Genomic DNA, 17,981 nt, shown 5'->3' on the forward strand with positions numbered 1-17,981 from the left:
ACGCTTGTGGGTGCGGGTGGGATAGCCGCACAAGCCGGTAAAAACCAGAGCGGAACGGCGATTTGATGCTAATCGCCGGGCAGGCTGATCCCAAGGGCCTGGCGCAGGGCGATGGCATTGGCGGGGGCGTGCAGCTTGTCCTCATGCACAAAGAGGGCAAAAACATCGTGCCCCGCGGCGTCCCAACCGCGGATCTGGCTGGCCCAATCGGCGATGTCGTCGGGAGTGTAGCCGGCAGCATCGGGGCGGGCAGGGCCCTGCAGGCGGCAATAAGCGAAATCGGCGGTGAGGGTTCGCGCGGGTTGCTGGACGGTGTCGCTGATCACCAGGGCGGTGTTGTGTGCGGCGAGCAGATCGCGGGCGGCAGGGTCATCCCAGCTGGGGTGGCGCGCTTCGATGGCGTGGCGGATTGGGCCGACACCGGTGGCATCAAGAAAAGGCGGGGTTTTGAGGCGCTCATCGGCTTGCGCGGCGAGGGCAAGATAGTCGTCCGCCGTGCGGGGCAGGAGAGCGAGGAAGTCTTCCAGCACGCCGAGGTCCAGCGCCAGGTTGGGGGGCAGCTGCCAGACAAAGGGGCCGAGTTTGGGGCCGAGTGCCAGGGGACCCGAGGCCAAGAAGTTGGCGAGTTCAGGCCGGCAGTTCTTGAGGCGGCGGATATGGGTGACGAGTTGGGGGCCCTTGACCGCAAACACGAACCCATCGCGGGTTTCGCCGGCCCATTTGGCAAAGCTCGCGGCCTTCTGGTTGGCCCGGAAGGTCGCATTGATTTCGATGGTGCTGAGCCGGGAGCTGCTATAGGCGAGCTCCCGCTTCTGCACCAAACCATCAGGATAGAACGTGCCGCGCCAAGGCTCGAACACCCAGCCTGCCGTTCCGGTCCTGATGGTCATGGTTGGGACATTGCCGCTGGACTAGAACTTGTAGTTCATGCCGGCGCGCACCACGCTGAAGCGCTGCGTGGAGTCGACCGACCCGCCGGGCAGGCCGGAATAGGTCTGGGTGCCCAGGTCCACATAGAGATATTCGGCCTTGAGGGTCAGGTTGTCGGTGGCGGCAGCTTCGAGGCCCGCGCCCACGGTCCAGCCCAGATGGGTGGTGGACTGCGAGGTCACGACATTGGCCGCGTCCGTGGTGCTCATCGAGCCCTTGCCGACGGCGACACCGGCGGTGACATAGGGCATCACGCGATCCAGCGCCATGCCAGCGCGGCCACGCAACGTGCCATAGGCATCGATGCCCGATTCGAAAGTGGTGCCTGGGCCGATATCTTCTTCATAGCCGATCGAGGACCACTGGCCGTCCGCTTCCACACCGACGATGAAGCCGCTGCCCATATCCATGTTGTAGCCGACCTGGGCGCCGAGCGACCAGCCATCGGTATTGGTGTCGATCTCGGGGCCGCCGCCGGATGCTTCCTGCGTGGTTTCGCCAAAGCCGTAGCCGCCGTTCACGCCGGCATAAAAGCCGGACCAATTGAAGGCGGAGGATGACGAATAGAACGGCGTCGCGGCCGCGCCACTGTTCCAGGACAGGTCGGCAGCGTTGGCCGTACCCGTCAGCAGAAGCGCTCCGCCCAAGATGATCGCTGCATGCTTCATGATAAACCTCGTATAAAGATGTCCCTGCAAATTGCGCAGAGAGTCTTAATAGCGCGGTAAGCCGTTTGGTTAACGGCGCCATGTTGTGCGGTTTGCTGGTCACAAAAATCTGAGAGCCTCGTTCGGGAACTTTTCTCCTTTGACGCTAGCGATTGATTGGAGGGCAAAGCCTGGCAAACGGCGATACGGCCAGCACGGTCAGCGAATTGGGGCCGGGTTCTGCTGCTCCGTTCAGGCCGGCGAATTCCTTAGGGCCGCGTGGGCGGCGATCGTGGAGGACCGCGATAAGGCAACTCGCTGGACTGCCGATCAGGCGTCTGGACTTGGTGCGCTGCTGACTCACAAGTCTAAGCATCCTTAAATACTGTTTAACCAAACTGGTCCATGGTCTGTTAACCATAAGTTGGGTCGGTTCGAGGGTCATGAAAGCAAAATATTACGCGGCGTTGTTGTCGGGCGTTCTCTTTACCAGTGTCGTGAGCGCGCAAGAAGCACCGAGCAAGGCCTTCGGACTGACACTGGGGTCGAGCTTTTTCCAGTTGCCTGGAATCGACACCGGCACAGGGACGAATGGATCGGGGAGTTTTTCCCCGCAGGTGAGTGGCAGCGGCGTGGGCGCCAATCTAGGCCTCAGTGGCGGGCTGAGCTTGGGCGCTTTCGGCAGTTACGATGCAGGCGTCGGGCTGTCTGGCTTTACCACGGTTGGGGGCTCCAGCCGCACGGTGGTCGATCGCTTCACGGGGCCAGGCACCGTTACGATTGGTGGTTATACTACGCCTGGAGATGCCGGCATCGCGCTAGCCACCGACAGCGCTCCGGGGAACTCTTCGGCGAGCGCCACGGTCATCCATGCCAATCCACAGGGCGGCGGCGAAGTGCTGAGTGTGAACGCGCCCTTCAATGCTGCGGGGGCGGTCAATGACTACGGCGTCAGCATTGCCCGCGACAACAACAGCTTCGCGCTAGGGGGCGTGGCAACGCAGCAGGGGGAAATCAACGGTGCTGCGGCTTATGGCGCGGTGGCAGCGACAGATGGCGGGGTATTTTTTGGTGCAGGTGACCTTACGGGCCTTGCTATCAGCACCAGCGTTGATCGCAAGCTGACCTATTCGGGGGTTGATCTTACCCTGGCTCTGTCGACGGTGACCGGCGCGGCCTCCATGCAGGGTTATGTGGGGCCGAGCTATCGGCTGCTGCGGCAATCAATCCACACCACGACCCGGGTCGATATTCCTGAAGCGAGCCCGAGCGCGACGACCTTCCCCGAATATTCGATGCTGCGCAACGAGCGGCTGACCTCCCGTTACTGGGGTGGTGTTATCGGTGTTAATCTCAACCAGCCCATTTCGGACGAAGTGACCTTCTCACTGGGGCTGGAGGGCGGCGCCTATCATGTCGAGGATCGCTACGAGGGGCGGGAAGGCTATTCTATCGCTGGTGGTTCGGCCGCAGTCGTGCCCTTGACCACAGTAAACAATGCAAACCGTATCGATCTGGAGGCGGACGGCATGGCCTGGTCGGCGAAAGTCGCCCCCGCTGTTACCGTTGCTCTCGCGCCAAATCGGCAGATAACCTTTGGCGGCACGATCGATTATCTGTCCCGGGTCGCCACCGTGTCGCGCGATGGTTCGGTTAGTTCGGCTACCAATTCCTATGCTGGTTCGGACGACGGGGCGTTGACCTATGATGGCGCCGCCCAGACGGGCAATCGCTTGAGCTTTGGCTCGATGTGGAGCTTTACGCCCACCGTGTCTTTCACCGGCCAGTTCTAGAGCGGACCGGGAGCGCAGAAACACGGCGGCTGTTCCGCCGTGTCATTGTTGTCATCAATAGGACAGCTGGCTGACAGACGAGACATTGCCCAGGCCAGCTTGGCTGGTGGAGGAGTAGTTCGCGCCATTGCCGAGTGCGATCTGGCTGGTCGATGAGAGATTGAAGGCGCCGTCCTGGCTCGTGCCCGATTGGTTCAAGCCACCAAAGGCCGCCAGCTGGCTGGTCTGGGAACGGTTGAAAACGCCAAGCTGGGTTGTTCCAGCGTCGTTGAGGCCGCCTATGGCGGTCTGGCTGGTGCGAGCATTGTTGAACGAGCCAGTCTGGCGGGTGCCGGCCAGATTGACGCCCGCGATCGCCAATTGACTGGCGCTGGCATTGTTGCGCGCACCGCTCTGGATCGTGCCGGTGACGTTGTCGCCGGAGTCTGCTTCCTGGACAACATTGTTTCGGTTGGCGAGGCCGGACTGTGACTGCAAAGCAATATTTCCGGCCTGAGCCGCGCCAGCGCCCATTGCAAGCAGAGCGGCGGCAATAAGAAGACTACGCATGTTTCTGTTCCTCGAGTTACTCAACAAGTGCTGGGATTCACCCACTCCGTGACAAAGGTCGCCGGTGCTAAACAGCTACTCAGAAGCAAAAATAAAAGGAAGTATTAACCAGGGCTCGGCGCAATAAACCGATTTTTAACCTTACCAGGCAAGCAGTTGAAGATGATTTGCTTTAATGGAGGGTTGCTGGCGGCGGTCCCGTGTTCGAGGGCCGGCTTGCGGCCGCCCTGTGCCACTAGGCTGACTGCGGCAGGTGCCTGGTCTTGCTTACCAGCAGGCGTGGGGAGACAGCCAGGTCACCGGCATTGCCGGGAGCAACTGTGGAACGCCAAAGCTGAAGGAAACTGGTGCCCCCCGCCGGACTCGAACCGGCACGCCTCGCGGCGGAGGATTTTGAGTCCTCTGCGTCTACCATTCCGCCAGAGGGGCACGGGCTGTGTCTAGCGCAAGGCGCTTTGCGCCGCAACTGGGTGCGATAGGGTGCGTGCGCAGGTTTTTAGCGCGGACACGATCAGTTTCCCACCGCGCGGTAATGCTGTTCGAGCCAGTGAACGGCGAAGGCAAGGATCTCGGGCGCGGCAACGAGGACGCAATCGGCATTGCCGACCCGGCCCGTTTGCCCGGCGCCAGTGGCGAGATAATCGCGCACCACCGTGGCGAAATAATCTTCGGGGAGCCCAGGCGGGGCGTTGGCAGTGTCGAACTCCTCGCACCAGCGCCAGCGAGTGGCGCCATCTAGAAGCAGCGGGACCTCGAAGCGCTTAACCGGCTTGTCGGGGAAGCGGGCCAGGTGCTCGGCATGGTGGAGGAGGGTCATGGTGTCGAGCGGGGCGCCCAGCATCAGCGTTTTGCCGCCCGCCTGGACCAGTTTGCCGAGGGGCGATTGCGGGCCATAACCATAATCGAGGGCATGATCGGCGGTGAACCACTCGGCCTGCGCGCCCAGGGCGGCGCAGGAGGCGGCGGGATTGCCGCTACGCCGGGCGCCGGGGGTGGTGCGCAGCAATTCAGGAAAGGCGCCGTTGTCGCGGATCGAGCGCGAGCGCTCTGGATCGAATGGCGGCACATGGGGGCGGAGCGCGGGATCGGCAAAGGCGTCTTCCTCGGCTTGCCAGTCGCAATAACCCAGGAGCGTGCCCTCGGGGCCGAGCACATCAGTGAAGGCGTCGATCAGCGCGTCGGGGCCGCCCAGAATAGGGCCGACCTGGCGCAGCGCCGCGTGCACCAGCACGGCATCGCCGCGCTCGAGGCCCAGGTCCTGCAACTGCCCAGCGAGGACTGGTCGGGTCCAGGGCGAGGGCATTCAGCTATCCCCTGGCGTAAGCGATCTTGCGCGGCTGCTCGGCCTCAACGGCGATGGCACGCTGATCGTAGACCGTGCGGGCATCGATGATGGCGCCATGATGCTCGGCCGACCAGTCCCACAGCGCCTGGATGGGGTTGGTCAGCGTCTTGCCCAGTTCGGTCAGGCCATATTCAACCCGGGGTGGCACTTCAGGATAGATGGTGCGGGTGACCAGGCCATCGCGCTCGAGATTGCGCAGGGTGAGGGTCAGCATGCGCTGCGACACGCCATTGATCGAGCGCTTGAGCTCGTTGAAGCGGATGGTGTCGTGGCGGGCGAGAATGCCCACCACCATCACGCTCCATTTGTCGCCGATGCGGTTGAGCACATCGGACATGGCGGTGCAGTTGGAGCGATTGGCGGTGTCCTGGAGCGACATGGGCGACCTGCGAGGTTGGTTGGCCCTCAATATAGAGATGGTTCCTTTCTGTGCCTAGGGTGCAGTTTGGGCCGGCGGGTGCTCGGCGGCAAACAGACCATAGTAAAACCGCAGATCGTCGCTGCCATAGCCCAGGGCCTCGAGCATTTCGGCCATGAAACTGACCGGAGCAGTGCCGGGGGCGGTGATGATGGCGCCGGCGCGGACGGCCCGGGGCTGGTCCCGGTAGAAACGGGCGCCGCCATAACCGGTGGGGGCGAGGTTGTCGGTGCTGTTGCTGGTATGAGGGATGGTGTCGAGCAGGCCGGCGCGGGCAAGGGGCAGGGTGCCGTCGCAGATGCCGCCGACCACCTTGCCGGCTGCCGCCGTCGCTTGCAGCAGGCGGGTAAGGTCGGGTGCTCCGGGTTGCGACCAGGCGGCGCCACCGCAGATGACGAGGGCATCAATGCCGGCGGGATCGATATTGTCGATAGGCAGGTCAGGCGTGACCTGCATGCCGCCGGCGGAGGCCAGCGGGATCCCGCCGGGGGAGGCGTAGCGGGTGGTGATGCCGAGATGGCCGGCACTGGCCGCGTTCAACAGGGCTGTTTCCCAATCGGCAAAGCCAGGGGTGAGGACGGTAACAATGGTGGTCATGGGCGTTCTCCAGGTGGAAATTGCGGTTGTGCCGCGACCCCTCGTCAAGGGATGTCAGGAGGTTGGGGGTTCAAAAGCCCGTGGGGGGGAGGGCCCGTGCATTGAGCTTGGGCACGGTGGCTGTTAAGAACGCGCGCCCCTTATCAGTCCCGGAGCTCGCTCTCGTGCCGTCAGCTCGATCCTTGCGCTCAGCGATCATTGCCATTGTCCTTAACTGCCTGTGGGCGGGTGCTGCAGTGGTCCAGGCCAATCCCATGCTGCTCGTGGATATGGACAATCTTGCGGTGCTGTATGAGGAAGATGCCGGCCAGCCCTGGCACCCAGCGTCGCTTACCAAGCTGATGACCGCTTATGTGGCTTTCGAGGAAATCCAGAAGGGCACCGTGACGCTGCAAACGCCGGTGGTGCTGTCGCGCAATGCCATCAACCAGGCGCCCAGCAAGTCGGGGCTGCCGGTGGATAGCGCGCTGAGCCTGCAGGACGCGCTTTATATCATGATCGTCAAGTCGGCCAATGACATCGCCATGGGGATCGCCGAAACCGTGGGGGGCAGCGAAGCCCAGTTTGTCGCCAAGATGAACGAGACGGCGGCGCGGATGGGGCTGTCGGCAACCCGCTTTGTCAATCCGCATGGGCTGCATGACCCGGCCCAGCAAACTTCGGCGCGGGATTTGGCGGTGCTGTCGCTGTATTTGCGGCAGAACTTCCCGCAATATGCCGAGATGTTCGGCACCGAATTTGTGCAGCTGGGCAAGGCCAAGCTCGAAAGCAATAATGCCCTGCTGACCAAGTTTGCCGGCACTACCGGCATGAAGACTGGCTATGTTTGTGCTTCGGGGCTCAACATGGTGGTGACCGTCGAGCGCGACGGGCGGCGGCTCCTGGCGGTGGTGCTGGGCGGCTCATCGGCGCGCGATCGCAATGAGCGGGCGGCCGAATTGGTGTTGCGCGGCCTGTCGGGCGCGGCCCGGCCGGCCGGGCAGTCGCTGCTGGCGCTGGCCAACAATCCAAGCGCCGCGCCCGTCGATATGCGCGCGCGCATCTGCGGCCAGCAAGCACCGGAATATGTGAAGGCGCAGGAAGCGGCCTTCCCCATGGGCCTCAAGGGACAGCCGAGCTATCTCAATGATGCGATACCGGCGCAGTCCTATGTGGCGACCAATCTGGGGCGGGTGCGCGTGGGGATCGAATTGCCGCGTCCGCGTCCCGATCACGCGCCGGCCTTCCCAATCGCCAGCGATGTCGTAGGGATCGAGGCGGAGCTGCGGCCTGGTATGGCGGCAACTGCCACCGGGCCGGTACCCATGCCACGGCCGCGCCCGAACCTTTAGCGGCGCACCAAGTCGAAGCGCAGGTGATCGCCGGCGTCGGTCACCGTGCAGTCATGGCCGTTCTGGCGGCAGTAAAGCGGGATGTCGATGCGCGCCATGGGGTCGGTGGCCAGTACGACGAGCCGGGTGCCGGCTGGCAGTTGGGCCAGCCGTTTTTCGGTTTGCAGCACCGGCAGGGGGCATTTGAGCCCCCGCGCGTCAATCAGTGTCGGCTCAGTCGGCAAGAATAAGCACCCAGTAGATGCCGTAATTGGAGGTCGGATTGAAGGCGACCGCGACGCCGGCCTTGCCCGCATTGGCACGCAGGCCAGCCGCATCGGCGGGGTTGTTGCGCCAGCCCGAGAAGGTTTCGGCGAAGGTGGCGTAACCGGCGCTGAGCTTGAGCGCCTTGACACCATTGGGCGTCTTGGGCGGGGTGCCGGTGGATGCATACTGGTTGACGAGCGCCTGGGCAGTGCCGCTCAGGCCAGTATCGAGCGCCAGGGCCGGCAGGCCGTTGGTGGCGCGATAGGCATTGATGATGCCGATGGCCTGGGCCCGGTCGAGGCTGGCGCCTGGCTGGTCCATGCGGGCGGACAGGCCGGGCGACAGGGTCCCGGCGGAGCCGGCAGTGTTGCCAAAGGGGCTGCAGGCGGACAGCAGGACCGCGCCAAGAAGACCAAGGGTGGGGAGCAAAATGGCGGTGCGGCGGCGAATGGCGCTCATGGATTTTCCTTCGGCAAAGGCACGGATGAAGGGCGGAATGCTCCCCTATACACCGTTGAACCGGCGGGTGGGGGGCCTTTATGTGGCGCTTGAGGTCACCTTTCAGCCAGCGCGTTGACGGTTTGCTTACCCTTTGCATGCCTCTCCCGAGGCGTTGCGACCAGGCGGGGGAGGGCCGGTCAGTAAAATTGACATCAATTGCTTTTCGGGTCGGCAAGGACGCCAAGTAAAGTCGGGGCAAAGGCAAGAAACCGCCCCCTCGTCCCTCCGTTGATCGGAACTAATCATTTCGGCTTAGGAGATGTCTATGTTCCTTCGATCCAGCATTTCTGTTCTTGCCTTGACGGCTGCCTTGGCAGCATCCCCCGCTTCTGCCCAGCTGCTTGATGCCGATATTGGCAGTGGCGGTGTCGACATCTCGGTGGGGGGCGATGATGGCCTCAATGTCGGGGTGGGCGGCGGCGATGGCGGGCTGGATGCCGGCGTGGGGCTTGGCGGCGATGATGGCATCAATGCCGATGTGGGCCTTGGTGGCGATACGGCGGTCGATGCCGACGTCGATGTTGGTGGTGATGATGGTCTGGGCGTCGATGCCGAGATAGGCGGGGACGCGGCCGTGGATGTCGGCGTCGAGGCCGGCGACAGCGAAGTGGTGTCCGGCACGGTGCTGGGCGGCGACGGCAGCCCCCGCGCCAATGTGCTCGACACCGATGTCAACGTGATCCAGGGCGCTCCGGTCAGCGCCGATGTCAATCTCGGCTCGGGTTCCCGCTCCGGCGCGGCAGTAGATGCCGATGTGCAGATCGGAGCCCAGCAAACAGCGACAATCGATCCCACGCAAACAGTAACCGGTGGCACCAGGCTGCTGGCGCTGGGCAGCCCAACGGCGCGGACCGAGGCGCTGATCGAGCTGATCGCCGATCCAGGATCGGCCGAGATCGACCTTGATGCCAGCATTGATGATCGCCGCATCGCCCTGGTCCGGGTGGACGAGGTGCTGTCCGAGGCGGCGCTGGCGGAGATCGAGATCGCCATCGGCGACAATCCCGAGGGTCGGGCGGATTTGCTCGCGGTTCTTGAAGACAGCGCGGTGCTGAGCTCGGTGCTGGAACGCGAAGGCGTGGCGCTGGAGGATGTGCTCGCGATCGAGGTCGGGGCCGATGGCTTGACCGAAGTGTTGGTGCGCGGGGCCCCCGAGGCCCTGGTGGCGGAAGTGGACGCGGCTGGCATCGATGTGGTCGATGCCGAGCTGGGCGCCGGCTCGGGTGAGCTCGCCGCCGACGTCGCCATCCTGCCCCGTGACGGCCAGGCTGGCGGGGAGGGCGCCGCAAGCGGAGACCTTGCCGATCTCGACATCGCCGCCCTCACTGAAGAGGAATTGGCGGCGCTGGACTTGTCGCTGCTTCCCGATGAGCAGCAGCGTGTGGATGCCGTGCTGCGCATTTTGGGCACGGAGGGCGATGCGAGCGGAGCCGGCGGCGGCGAGATCACCATCCTCGATCTTGATGCCTTGCTGGGTGAGGCCGCACAGGCCGACGTGCTGGCAACGCTCGGCGGCAGTGATGACGATGAGACCCTCGCCGTGGTTGAGGCCAATCTTGCCCTCACGCAGGCGCTGGCCGATGCCGGGATTGCGCCCGAAGCCGTGGTCGCGGTTCGCGCTGGCCGCGCCGGGCAGGTGCGGCTCCTGGTTGATACGCAGGCCCAGCTTGCCGACAGCGGTGATGGCGCCGCGGGAGGCATCACGGGGGCTGGCGAGTCGGCTCCTGTGGACCAGACAGGCAGCGATGGCGCTGGTGATGGAGCAGATGGCAATGGCGATGATGCCAGCGGCGATGCAGGTGGTCCGGACACGGATAACGGCAGTGCGGCGCCCGATGATGCTGCCGGTGGCGCCAATAATGGCGCGACGGGCGGCGGAGCCTCCGGCGCTGTGGACACGGCTGGCTCCGACGGCAGCAGTGATGGTGCGACGGGCGCCCAAGACCAGGCCGGTGCGCTGCCGGGCGGCGCTCCGTTGGCCGCAACAGCCTCCGCTCAGGTGCTGACGGCTGAAGTCGAAGCCTTTGCCCTTCCGCTTCGCACCGTCGGGTGTTCCGGGGCTGCCGAAGCGGTCGCCGCAGGCGATGCGGCCGAGCCTGCCGATGTTCTTGCCGCCGGTTCGGGCGATGCCTCGCTGGTGCTGCTGGAAGGCTGCGGCTCCGCCGGTCTGCCGATCCCGGCAGCCGAGGAGTTGCGCAACGCGGTTGCCGCCAATGAGGCCCTCGGGGCAGCCCTGGCGCAGTCCGGGGTCGGGCCGGTCGATGTGGTGACCGTGACCCAGGGAGATGCGGGCCTGACCCTTTTCGTGGTCGACCCCAACTAAGCTCGCGGGCACAACCGGGCGAAAGCGGCCTCGCTCCTTTTTGGAGCGGGGCCTGCTGTTTGCTGGGTCTCGCAGGCTGGTGGCCTGCAACCACGCTGGCGCTTTGTCGTTGCCCCTCCCAAGGCAAGGGAACAAAGCAGATGGCAACAGTCCAAAACCGCAGTGCCGAGCAGGATCATGGTCGTGAGGCGGATGCGCCAACGGAGGTACCGGCAAAGGGCTGGAAGGACATCCTGTGGCGCACCTATGCCGAGATCAATGATGATCGGGTGACCCTGATCGCGGCGGCGGTGACCTATTACCTGCTGCTGGCGATTTTCCCCACCCTCACGGCCTTTGTGTCCCTTTATGGCCTGTTCACCGACCCGGCCACGGTGACCGAGCATGTCAGGGCACTGTCCGCGGTGGTGCCCGAAGGGGGCATGGCCATCATCGATGAACAACTCAAGCGCCTGACCTCGAGCCAGGAATCGACGCTGAGCTTTGCCCTTATCATCTCGATCGCCATTGCGCTTTGGAGCGCCAGTTCGGGGGTCAAGACGCTGTTTGAGGCAATGAACATCGCCTATGACGAGCGCGAAAAGCGCAATTTCTTTGTTCTGAACGCCACCGCCCTCGTGTTTACCCTGGCCGGTGTCGTTGGCGCGGTGGTGATGATTGGCGTGGCCGTGGTGGTGCCAGCGGTGCTGAATTTCCTCGGGCTGGGGAGTGGGCTGGAATGGGTGCTCAAGATCGGCTCCTACCTGCTGCTCGCCGTGGTCTTGCTGTTGGGTATTGCCGTTCTGTATCGCTTCGGCCCGAGCCGGCAGCAGCCGAAATGGCGCTGGGTTACCCCGGGCGCTCTCCTTGCCGTGGTCGGGATCATCGTCGTGTCGCTGCTGTTCTCCTGGTATGCGGCGAACTTCGCCAATTTCGACAAGACCTACGGCTCGCTGGGCGGGCTCATTGCCCTGCTGACCTGGATGTGGATCTCGGTCACCATGCTGATCGTGGGTGCCGAGCTTAATGCGGAGGCCGAGCGGCAGACGCGGCGCGATTCCACCGTGGGCAGCAGCGATCCGCTCGGTCGCCGTAATGCCACGGCAGCCGACACGGTAGGCAAGTCCCGCGAGGAAGGCGGGGAACCCACCGACGATATTTCAGGCAAAAGCCCGGAATGGCAGGCCGGTTACCGGGCCGCTGCTGCGCAGCTGCGCCCACGGCGGCAGCATTCCCTGGGCGCCCTGGCCCTGGCAGTGCCGGCTTCCCTGGCGCTGGGCGCAATGCGGCGGCGGGACAAGCGCTCCTAGCGGGGCGTTATCCCGGCAGCCTATAGGCCGAGGACCCGCAGCCGCTTTGGCGCCAGTAATTGGTGACCGGCTGAAACGCGCCAGTGGCGAGGAACTGCAGCTGAGCGGTATAGGCCATGGCCATGCACTCGCCGGGCCCGGCGACCACATGCACCATTTCATGCAGGATAGTGGTTTGGCGCAGGGCATCGGTGCCGGAGTCAAAGAACTGCGGGCAGAGATTGATGGTTATAGTGTCGGCGGCCGGGTTCGGGATCACATAGGCGGCAAAGCGGGTGCAGGCTTTGTCGCCTTCGCCCTGCGCCTGAAAGGCCACCTGCACCTCCCCCGATCCGCTGGACGGGACAAAGCGCAACTGCCGCAAGGCTTGCCCGTAAGCCGTGGTCGGCACGCCCATGCTGGATGATCCAAGTGCGCCTTGCGCCTTGGCGAAGGTCTGCACGGCGTCGGCAAGGGCCCGGTCCAGCAAGCCCCAACTTTGAGCGCCCGCGGGAACGACGCTCGTCACCAGCGCGGATGCAAGCGCGATTGCAGGCAGAAAACGCATCAACTCAGTCCCTTAGCTGCGCCCTTGCTATACTTGCGGGCGCGGTGGCGCCACAAGATCACGCGCGTCGCGGGGGAGAGATGGGGGAGGTTTCAGGCCGATTTACGTTCCGCAAGTGGATCGGCTACAGAATCGACTTCTGCGGAGGTCGCGTGAGTTGCGGCGATGTGATGGGCTATCTCGCTCGCCGGCTTGGCGCGATCGAACAGGAAGCCCTGCACATTGGTGCAGCCGGCTTGTTGGAGCAGGTGGAACTGTTCCTCGGTTTCCACGCCTTCGGCGGTGGTCTGCATTCCCAGCACTTCACCGAGCTGAATGATCAGTCGCACCACGGAAACGGCGTCATCGCGACTGGTCAGATCGGCCACGAACGACTTGTCGATCTTGATGGTGTCAAAGGGGAAGCGACGCAGATTGCTGAGCGAGGAATAGCCGGTGCCGAAGTCGTCCATCGCAATGCGCACGCCAATGTCCTTGAGGCGCATCAGCGCGGACAGGGTTTGCTCGTCGCCCTGGAGCAGCACGGATTCGGTGATTTCCAGCTCCAGCCGGTGCGCGTCCAGCCCCGATGCGGCGAGGGCGTCGCCGATGGTCCTGACCAACTCGCCACTCTTGAACTGAACGGCAGACAAATTGACCGCCAGGCCCAGATCTCCGGGCCAGCAGGCCGCTTCGGCGCAGGCCTGCTGCAGCACCCAGGCGCCGATCTCGTTGATCAGGCCCGTCGCCTCGGCGAGTGGGATGAAGGTCGAGGGTGGCACGAGCCGATCCCCACCCGGACGCCAACGCAACAGCGCCTCGTAGCGGCACACCTGGCGCGTTTCAGCCACGAGAACGGGCTGGTAATGCACTTCCATCTCGCCCCGATCCAGCGCCTTGCGCAGATCGGCTTCCAGCGTCTTGCGGGTTTGCAGTTGCTGGTCGAGCTCCGGCTCGAAAAACCGCACCCGGCCCTTGCCATCAGCTTTGGCGACATAAAGCGCCAGATCGGCATGGCGCAGCAGTTCCTCGGTTTCCACTGGCGTCTTGGGGCAGAACTGCGCCACGCCGATGCTGGCGCCGACGGACAGTTCGCGCCCCTCCAGAAAATAGGGCCGGGACAGATCGGCAATCAGCCGCTCGCCGATCCGGCGCTGCTGTTCGGCATCGCCTTCAATCCAGCAGGCGGTGGCGAACTCGTCGCCGCCCAGCCGCGCCACGGCGTGGTAGGTCGTGCTGCCCTGCTGCAGGCGCTGGGCCACGACTTTGAGCAGTTGATCGCCCAGATGATGGCCGAAGGTGTCATTGACGTCCTTGAAGCCATCGAGATCGAGCAGGAACACACAAAAGCTGAGGTCATGCTTGCGCGAGCGCAGCAACATCTGGTCCAGCTGCAGCCTGAACTGCACGCGGTTGGGCAGATTGGTCAGGGCATCGTGGTGGGCCATATGCGCGATGCGCAGCTCGGCGCGGCGGCGCTCGCTGATGTCCTCATAGGTGGCGAGCCATCCGCCATCCGGTAGCGGGGTATGGGAAACCGCATAGGCGCGGCCATCGGGTAGCTCGGAGGTGAACACCTTGCCGGTGCGGTTCCAGATCATCGGGAGCTGGCGGGCCAGGATGCTGTAATAGGCGGTGTCCGCGCCTTGCTCGGCCGCCCTTTTCTCCATCTGGGTGGCGGTGAGACCAGGCTCCAGGTTCTGCGGCAGGCCGCAAAGTTCGGCAAATCGCTGGTTGAACACGACGAGCTTGCCATCGGCGTCGAAGGTGCAGATCGCATGGGACATGTTGTTGAGGGCAGCATCGAAGCGGTCATTCTGCGCCCGCAAGGTCTTGGAGGTTGCCCCCAACTGGGCGGCGAGCGTGCTGACATCCTGGTAGGCGCGTTGCAACAGCCGATTGTTGCGGAACAGCAGCAGCGTCAAGGCGACACCGCACAGGATCAGGCCCCAGGCGAGGCCAGTGAAGATCCAGTGCAGGCGCTGCAGTTCGGCCCGATCGGCGGCAGTGCGTGCGGCGCCATAGGCCCCGGCCGCGGAGGCAAGAGCGGTCAGGCGGGCGTCCAACGGGGCAAGGGCCGCAAGCCCCTCGAGCAGTTTGGCCCGCGTATGGGGTTCGGAGGCGAGCAGGCCATCGACCGTTTCCAGCGCGCCCCGGACAGCGTGAACGGTTTCCTGATTGGCGGGATCGGCCTCGATAAAGATGCGCAGCGTGCGCGAGTTTTCACTGGAAGCCGGGCCAGCTTCATACATCTCGACCCGGCTGAACATGATGTCGAGCCGCAGCATGGCTTCGGCCAGCCGCTCTGGCGTGGCGTCGAGCGCGTAGAGGGCCAGGCTCTGCTCGAGCCGGGTGAACTCGGAAAGGGACTGGCTGACAGTCCAGGCAACATTGTAGCGCGACAGGTTTTGCAATGCGGTCTGGCGCTGGGCAATCACCAGCGAGGTGTAGCAGGTCGCGACCACAAGGCAGCACACGATGACTGCCAAGGCGCGCTGCATGAACTTGACCGACGCGGCCTGCAAAGCTCTGGTTACTCCACGATCAACTGTTTGACCTGCCAGGCGGCCCGCCCATAATAGGTCGAGGTGCGCAGGTCCGGGTTTTCGTCGAAGGGATAGATGATAAAGAGCGGGCCCTTTTCCCGCACCGTCATGTATTGCCCGTTGTGGCGCAGCGCCAGAATGGGTCCGAAATCGGCAAAATCCGAGAGTGGGATCGTGGTGACATAGTCGTTGAGCGCAATGGCAGTGACGGTGTGCCCCTCGGCGCCCACGGCATCCATCAGCGCCTCGAGCGGCACGCCTTCATAGGTACTCACCCCGTCAAACCAGGGCGTCCGGGTCACAATGGCGGCGTTGCCAAGCGCCTCGAGCATCGTGCGGTCAAACACCGCCACCCCGTCCTGATTGGTCTGTGTGATGTTGCCGGATACGGTCAGGATGGGCTGAGCTGTTGGCACATCAAGCGCCACTGCACCCAGGGTGGAGCAGACAATCATCGCGGCGCTGGTGAGCAGGGACAGGTACAACTTCATGTTCATCGCTGGTTTGATCCTTTATGCGGCAAAGGTCAGCTAGAAAGATGAAGGTCAGGTGAAACCAAGTCGGTAAAAGCTCCAGATGGCCTACATGTTTGCACCGCCAAGCCTGATGCTGCACGTCCAGCGCCGTTTCGGTCGGCAAGAGCAAGCTGTCAGTGCTCGCCGGGCGGATCATCTTGCCGGCAGCTTCGGTGACTTGGCGAGATCGGGTTGGCTCCGCATTCTGGCTTTGACTAACATACGATAGTGCGCGGATCAGCGACTTAGCGGCATTAAGCTGACATGGCGCGTTTGCCTGCCAGCGCCAAGGCCGCAAGCACAACGACCATATCGGCGGGGGGACAAGGACGGGCGTGGGTGCCGGCACTTTGCGGGCGCATCCTCCTCTGGGTCGGGACGTTTGGCCGCTCCAGGCCGCGCCACAAACCTGGTTCGCGAACAGCGATTGGCAAGAAGAGAAGCAACTACAGCGACCCGCGCACGTTTGTGCGCGAAGGTCCGGTACCAAGGCCCACCATGGACGATCAGCGTCTTGATAGATTTTTTCGCCGCCTGCGGGTGCGTGACACCCTAGGACAAGCAGAACGGGATGCGCTTTCGGCGGCGGCCGGCCAGACCGTTCATTTCGCCCCGGGCGAGTTGATGGCGCGCTATGGCAGCAGCCCGAACAAGAGCCTGCTGCTGATCCAGGGCATGGCTGCCCGGCAAAACACGGTGGAAAGCGGCCAGCAGCAGATCACGGCCTTTCACATCGCGGGCGATTTCGTGGATCTGCATGCCTTCCTGCTGTCCAAGCTGGATCATGATGTGAGCGCGATGTCCACCGTGGCGGCCGTGGAGTTCCCCCATGATGCCTTGCGGCAGATCACTGAGGATTATCCGCACCTGACGCGGCTGCTGTGGCTCTCGACCTTGCTGGATGGTGCGATCCACCGGCAGTGGCTGGTGGCGATGGGGCGGCTGACCGCAATTGCGCATATGGCGCATCTGTTCTGCGAGCATTATGTGCGGGCCCAGGCCGTCGGGCTGGCCGAGGATATGAGCTTTCCGTTCGAGATCACGCAGCAGGAGCTCGCTGATGCGCTGGGGCTTTCCAATGTGCATGTGAACCGCACGCTCCAGGAGCTGCGGCGCCAGGATCTGGTGGCCTGGGACACCAAGCGCGTGCGGGTGATCGACTGGAAGCGCCTGCAGGATGTGGGGCAGTTCGATCCGATCTTCCTTGATGCGGTGCATACGCCGCGGTGAGGCGAGTTTCTCTCGAAAATAAGTAATCCCCCGGTTTGGGGTGGCTGCGGCGCGCTGCCGAGGGTTGCGCTATTGACATTGCTGGTATTCGCGGTAACGTTCCCGCGGTGTGGCAGGGCGGACCGGCTGCAAGGGATGGTTCATGCGCAACAGCCGCGATCGCCGACCAACCATTGTTGATGTTGCCGAGCGCGCCGGGGTGTCCAAGAGCACCGCGGCCCGCGCGCTGACGGGCTCGTCCAACATCACCGAGGAAACCCGTGACCGGGTGATCCGGGCCGCCGCCGCCGTTGGTTATGAGCGCAATCACCTGGCGGTGGGCATGCGCTCGGGCCGCAGCGGCCTGTTGGGCCTCGTGATCCCCGATATCACCAACCCGTTCTGGGGCGATGTGGCGCGTGGGGCGCAGGATCGTGCTTCGCGCAGCGGGGCGTCACTGCTGATCTTTTCTTCCGACTGGGACCCCAAGGCGGAAGCGGCGCATCTGGGCGCGCTGCGCCGGGCGCGGGTCGATGGGGCGATCATCAACCCGGTGGCCGACAGTTTTGACGATCTCGACCGCTTCGGCCTGCCTTGCGTTTTCATCGGCTCGAGCGCCGAGCGCTTTCCCAATATTTCGAGCGTCGGTTCGGACATTGCCCAGGCGGTACGGCTCGGGCTGGACCATTTCGTGCAAAAGGGCCATCCGGCGCCGAGCCTGCTGCTTGGCCCGAAATCGCGTTTGGCGCGGGCACGGTTTTTGCGCGCGGTGCATGAGCATTGCGTCGAGCGGGACGTCGATCCTGCCGTGCTGCCGATCGAGGACGGGGAATATACCGTCAGGGGCGGCCGCGAGGCGATGGCGCGGCTGCTGGAGCGTCCGCGCGTCGGGCATCTGGCGGTGTTTGCGGCCAATGACATGATGGCATTGGGCGCGATGATGGCGGTGCGCGATGCCGGGCTCGAATGCCCCCGCGACGTTTCAATCATGGGTTTTGACGGCATTCCCTCGGGCGAGTTCGCCTGGCCGGGTCTGACCACGGTGGCCAAGCCCGGGCGCGATATCGGCGAGCGCGCCGTGGACGGGCTCTTTGACGAAATCGAACACAAGCCGGACCACCGGCGCATTTACATGCCGTGCCGGCTGGTTGAGCGCGGCTCGATTGCCGAACTGTCGGCGCAGGCCGCGCAGCGACGCGCCGCGAGCTAAGGAGTA

The 17,981-nt window shown here is 64.0% G+C and carries 17 protein-coding genes and 1 tRNA gene; 6 read left to right on the top strand and 12 right to left on the bottom strand.

The genetic code is table 11. The features are described from left to right. Positions 1-68 precede the first annotated feature (68 nt). Positions 69-890: a DUF72 domain-containing protein gene (locus AC3YOG_RS06225; RefSeq protein WP_489934466.1), complete on the bottom strand. Its 822-nt coding sequence runs from the start codon at positions 888-890 to the stop codon at positions 69-71. 21 nt (positions 891-911) lie between these two features. Then, positions 912-1,598 (bottom strand): outer membrane protein, encoded by a 687-nt coding sequence (locus AC3YOG_RS06230; protein WP_127754657.1) that lies wholly within the window; start codon positions 1,596-1,598, stop codon positions 912-914. Between the two features lie 422 nt (positions 1,599-2,020). Here AC3YOG_RS06230 and AC3YOG_RS06235 point away from each other — a divergent pair, with 422 nt between their 5' ends. Next, a complete protein-coding gene (locus AC3YOG_RS06235) occupies positions 2,021-3,370 on the top strand; it encodes a hypothetical protein (protein ID WP_489934467.1) in 1,350 nt (449 codons plus the stop codon). Between the two features lie 54 nt (positions 3,371-3,424). On the opposite strand, the gene AC3YOG_RS06240 is transcribed toward AC3YOG_RS06235, so the two are convergent. From AC3YOG_RS06240 to AC3YOG_RS06260, 5 genes are all read right to left on the bottom strand, one after another. Further along, positions 3,425-3,919, bottom strand: coding sequence for a hypothetical protein (locus AC3YOG_RS06240; protein WP_489934468.1), 495 nt, complete (start codon positions 3,917-3,919; stop codon positions 3,425-3,427). A 345-nt stretch (positions 3,920-4,264) separates the two neighbouring features. Continuing rightward, positions 4,265-4,348 (bottom strand) — tRNA-Leu (locus AC3YOG_RS06245). An 82-nt stretch (positions 4,349-4,430) separates the two neighbouring features. Then, on the bottom strand, positions 4,431-5,222 hold the full coding sequence (gene aac(3), locus AC3YOG_RS06250; protein WP_489934469.1) for an aminoglycoside 3-N-acetyltransferase: 792 nt from the start codon (positions 5,220-5,222) through the stop codon (positions 4,431-4,433). A 4-nt stretch (positions 5,223-5,226) separates the two neighbouring features. Beyond that, the gene (locus AC3YOG_RS06255; RefSeq protein WP_127754655.1) at positions 5,227-5,643 is read right to left on the bottom strand and encodes a winged helix-turn-helix transcriptional regulator; all 417 of its coding nucleotides are present in this window, start codon (positions 5,641-5,643) and stop codon (positions 5,227-5,229) included. A 54-nt stretch (positions 5,644-5,697) separates the two neighbouring features. Continuing rightward, a complete protein-coding gene (locus AC3YOG_RS06260; RefSeq protein ID WP_489934470.1) occupies positions 5,698-6,279 on the bottom strand; it encodes a DJ-1/PfpI family protein in 582 nt (193 codons plus the stop codon). Positions 6,280-6,443: 164 nt separating this feature from the next. Between AC3YOG_RS06260 and AC3YOG_RS06265 the strand changes: the two genes are divergently transcribed. Further along, positions 6,444-7,610 (top strand): serine hydrolase, encoded by a 1,167-nt coding sequence (locus AC3YOG_RS06265; RefSeq protein ID WP_172125589.1) that lies wholly within the window; start codon positions 6,444-6,446, stop codon positions 7,608-7,610. Here the strand turns inward: AC3YOG_RS06265 and AC3YOG_RS06270 are convergent. Both AC3YOG_RS06270 and AC3YOG_RS06275 read right to left on the bottom strand, forming a co-directional pair. Then, on the bottom strand, positions 7,607-7,834 hold the full coding sequence (locus AC3YOG_RS06270) for a sulfurtransferase TusA family protein (RefSeq protein WP_489889723.1): 228 nt from the start codon (positions 7,832-7,834) through the stop codon (positions 7,607-7,609). The two genes, AC3YOG_RS06265 and AC3YOG_RS06270, sit on opposite strands and share 4 nt — an antisense overlap. Beyond that, positions 7,824-8,315 (bottom strand): CAP domain-containing protein, encoded by a 492-nt coding sequence (locus AC3YOG_RS06275; protein ID WP_489889724.1) that lies wholly within the window; start codon positions 8,313-8,315, stop codon positions 7,824-7,826. Before AC3YOG_RS06275 ends, AC3YOG_RS06270 begins: the two co-directional genes overlap by 11 nt. A gap of 307 nt (positions 8,316-8,622) precedes the next feature. On the opposite strand from AC3YOG_RS06275, the gene AC3YOG_RS06280 reads away from it, so the two are divergent. Then, the gene (locus AC3YOG_RS06280) at positions 8,623-10,680 is read left to right on the top strand and encodes a hypothetical protein (RefSeq protein WP_489934471.1); all 2,058 of its coding nucleotides are present in this window, start codon (positions 8,623-8,625) and stop codon (positions 10,678-10,680) included. Positions 10,681-10,820: 140 nt separating this feature from the next. Continuing rightward, positions 10,821-11,969 carry a YihY/virulence factor BrkB family protein gene (locus AC3YOG_RS06285; protein WP_489934472.1) on the top strand — a complete coding sequence of 383 codons (1,149 nt, stop codon included), beginning with the start codon at positions 10,821-10,823 and terminating at the stop codon, positions 11,967-11,969. A gap of 7 nt (positions 11,970-11,976) precedes the next feature. On the opposite strand, the gene AC3YOG_RS06290 is transcribed toward AC3YOG_RS06285, so the two are convergent. The 3 genes from AC3YOG_RS06290 to AC3YOG_RS06300 form a co-directional block, all read right to left on the bottom strand. After that, complete coding sequence (locus tag AC3YOG_RS06290) at positions 11,977-12,516, bottom strand: hypothetical protein (protein WP_489934473.1); 540 nt, start codon at positions 12,514-12,516, stop codon at positions 11,977-11,979. A 92-nt stretch (positions 12,517-12,608) separates the two neighbouring features. After that, complete coding sequence (locus AC3YOG_RS06295) at positions 12,609-15,020, bottom strand: putative bifunctional diguanylate cyclase/phosphodiesterase (protein ID WP_489934474.1); 2,412 nt, start codon at positions 15,018-15,020, stop codon at positions 12,609-12,611. Between the two features lie 8 nt (positions 15,021-15,028). Beyond that, positions 15,029-15,538, bottom strand: a complete 510-nt coding sequence (locus AC3YOG_RS06300; protein ID WP_172125603.1) for a putative pterin-binding protein — start codon at positions 15,536-15,538, stop codon at positions 15,029-15,031. Positions 15,539-16,054: 516 nt separating this feature from the next. Here AC3YOG_RS06300 and AC3YOG_RS06305 point away from each other — a divergent pair. Together AC3YOG_RS06305 and AC3YOG_RS06310 are read left to right on the top strand one after the other, a co-directional pair. Beyond that, the gene (locus AC3YOG_RS06305; RefSeq protein ID WP_489934475.1) at positions 16,055-16,786 is read left to right on the top strand and encodes a Crp/Fnr family transcriptional regulator; all 732 of its coding nucleotides are present in this window, start codon (positions 16,055-16,057) and stop codon (positions 16,784-16,786) included. Between the two features lie 142 nt (positions 16,787-16,928). After that, positions 16,929-17,975 (top strand): LacI family DNA-binding transcriptional regulator, encoded by a 1,047-nt coding sequence (locus AC3YOG_RS06310; RefSeq protein ID WP_127754644.1) that lies wholly within the window; start codon positions 16,929-16,931, stop codon positions 17,973-17,975. The last annotated feature ends 6 nt before the right edge of the window (positions 17,976-17,981 follow it).

This window comes from Devosia sp. Z6_126, assembly GCF_058133495.1.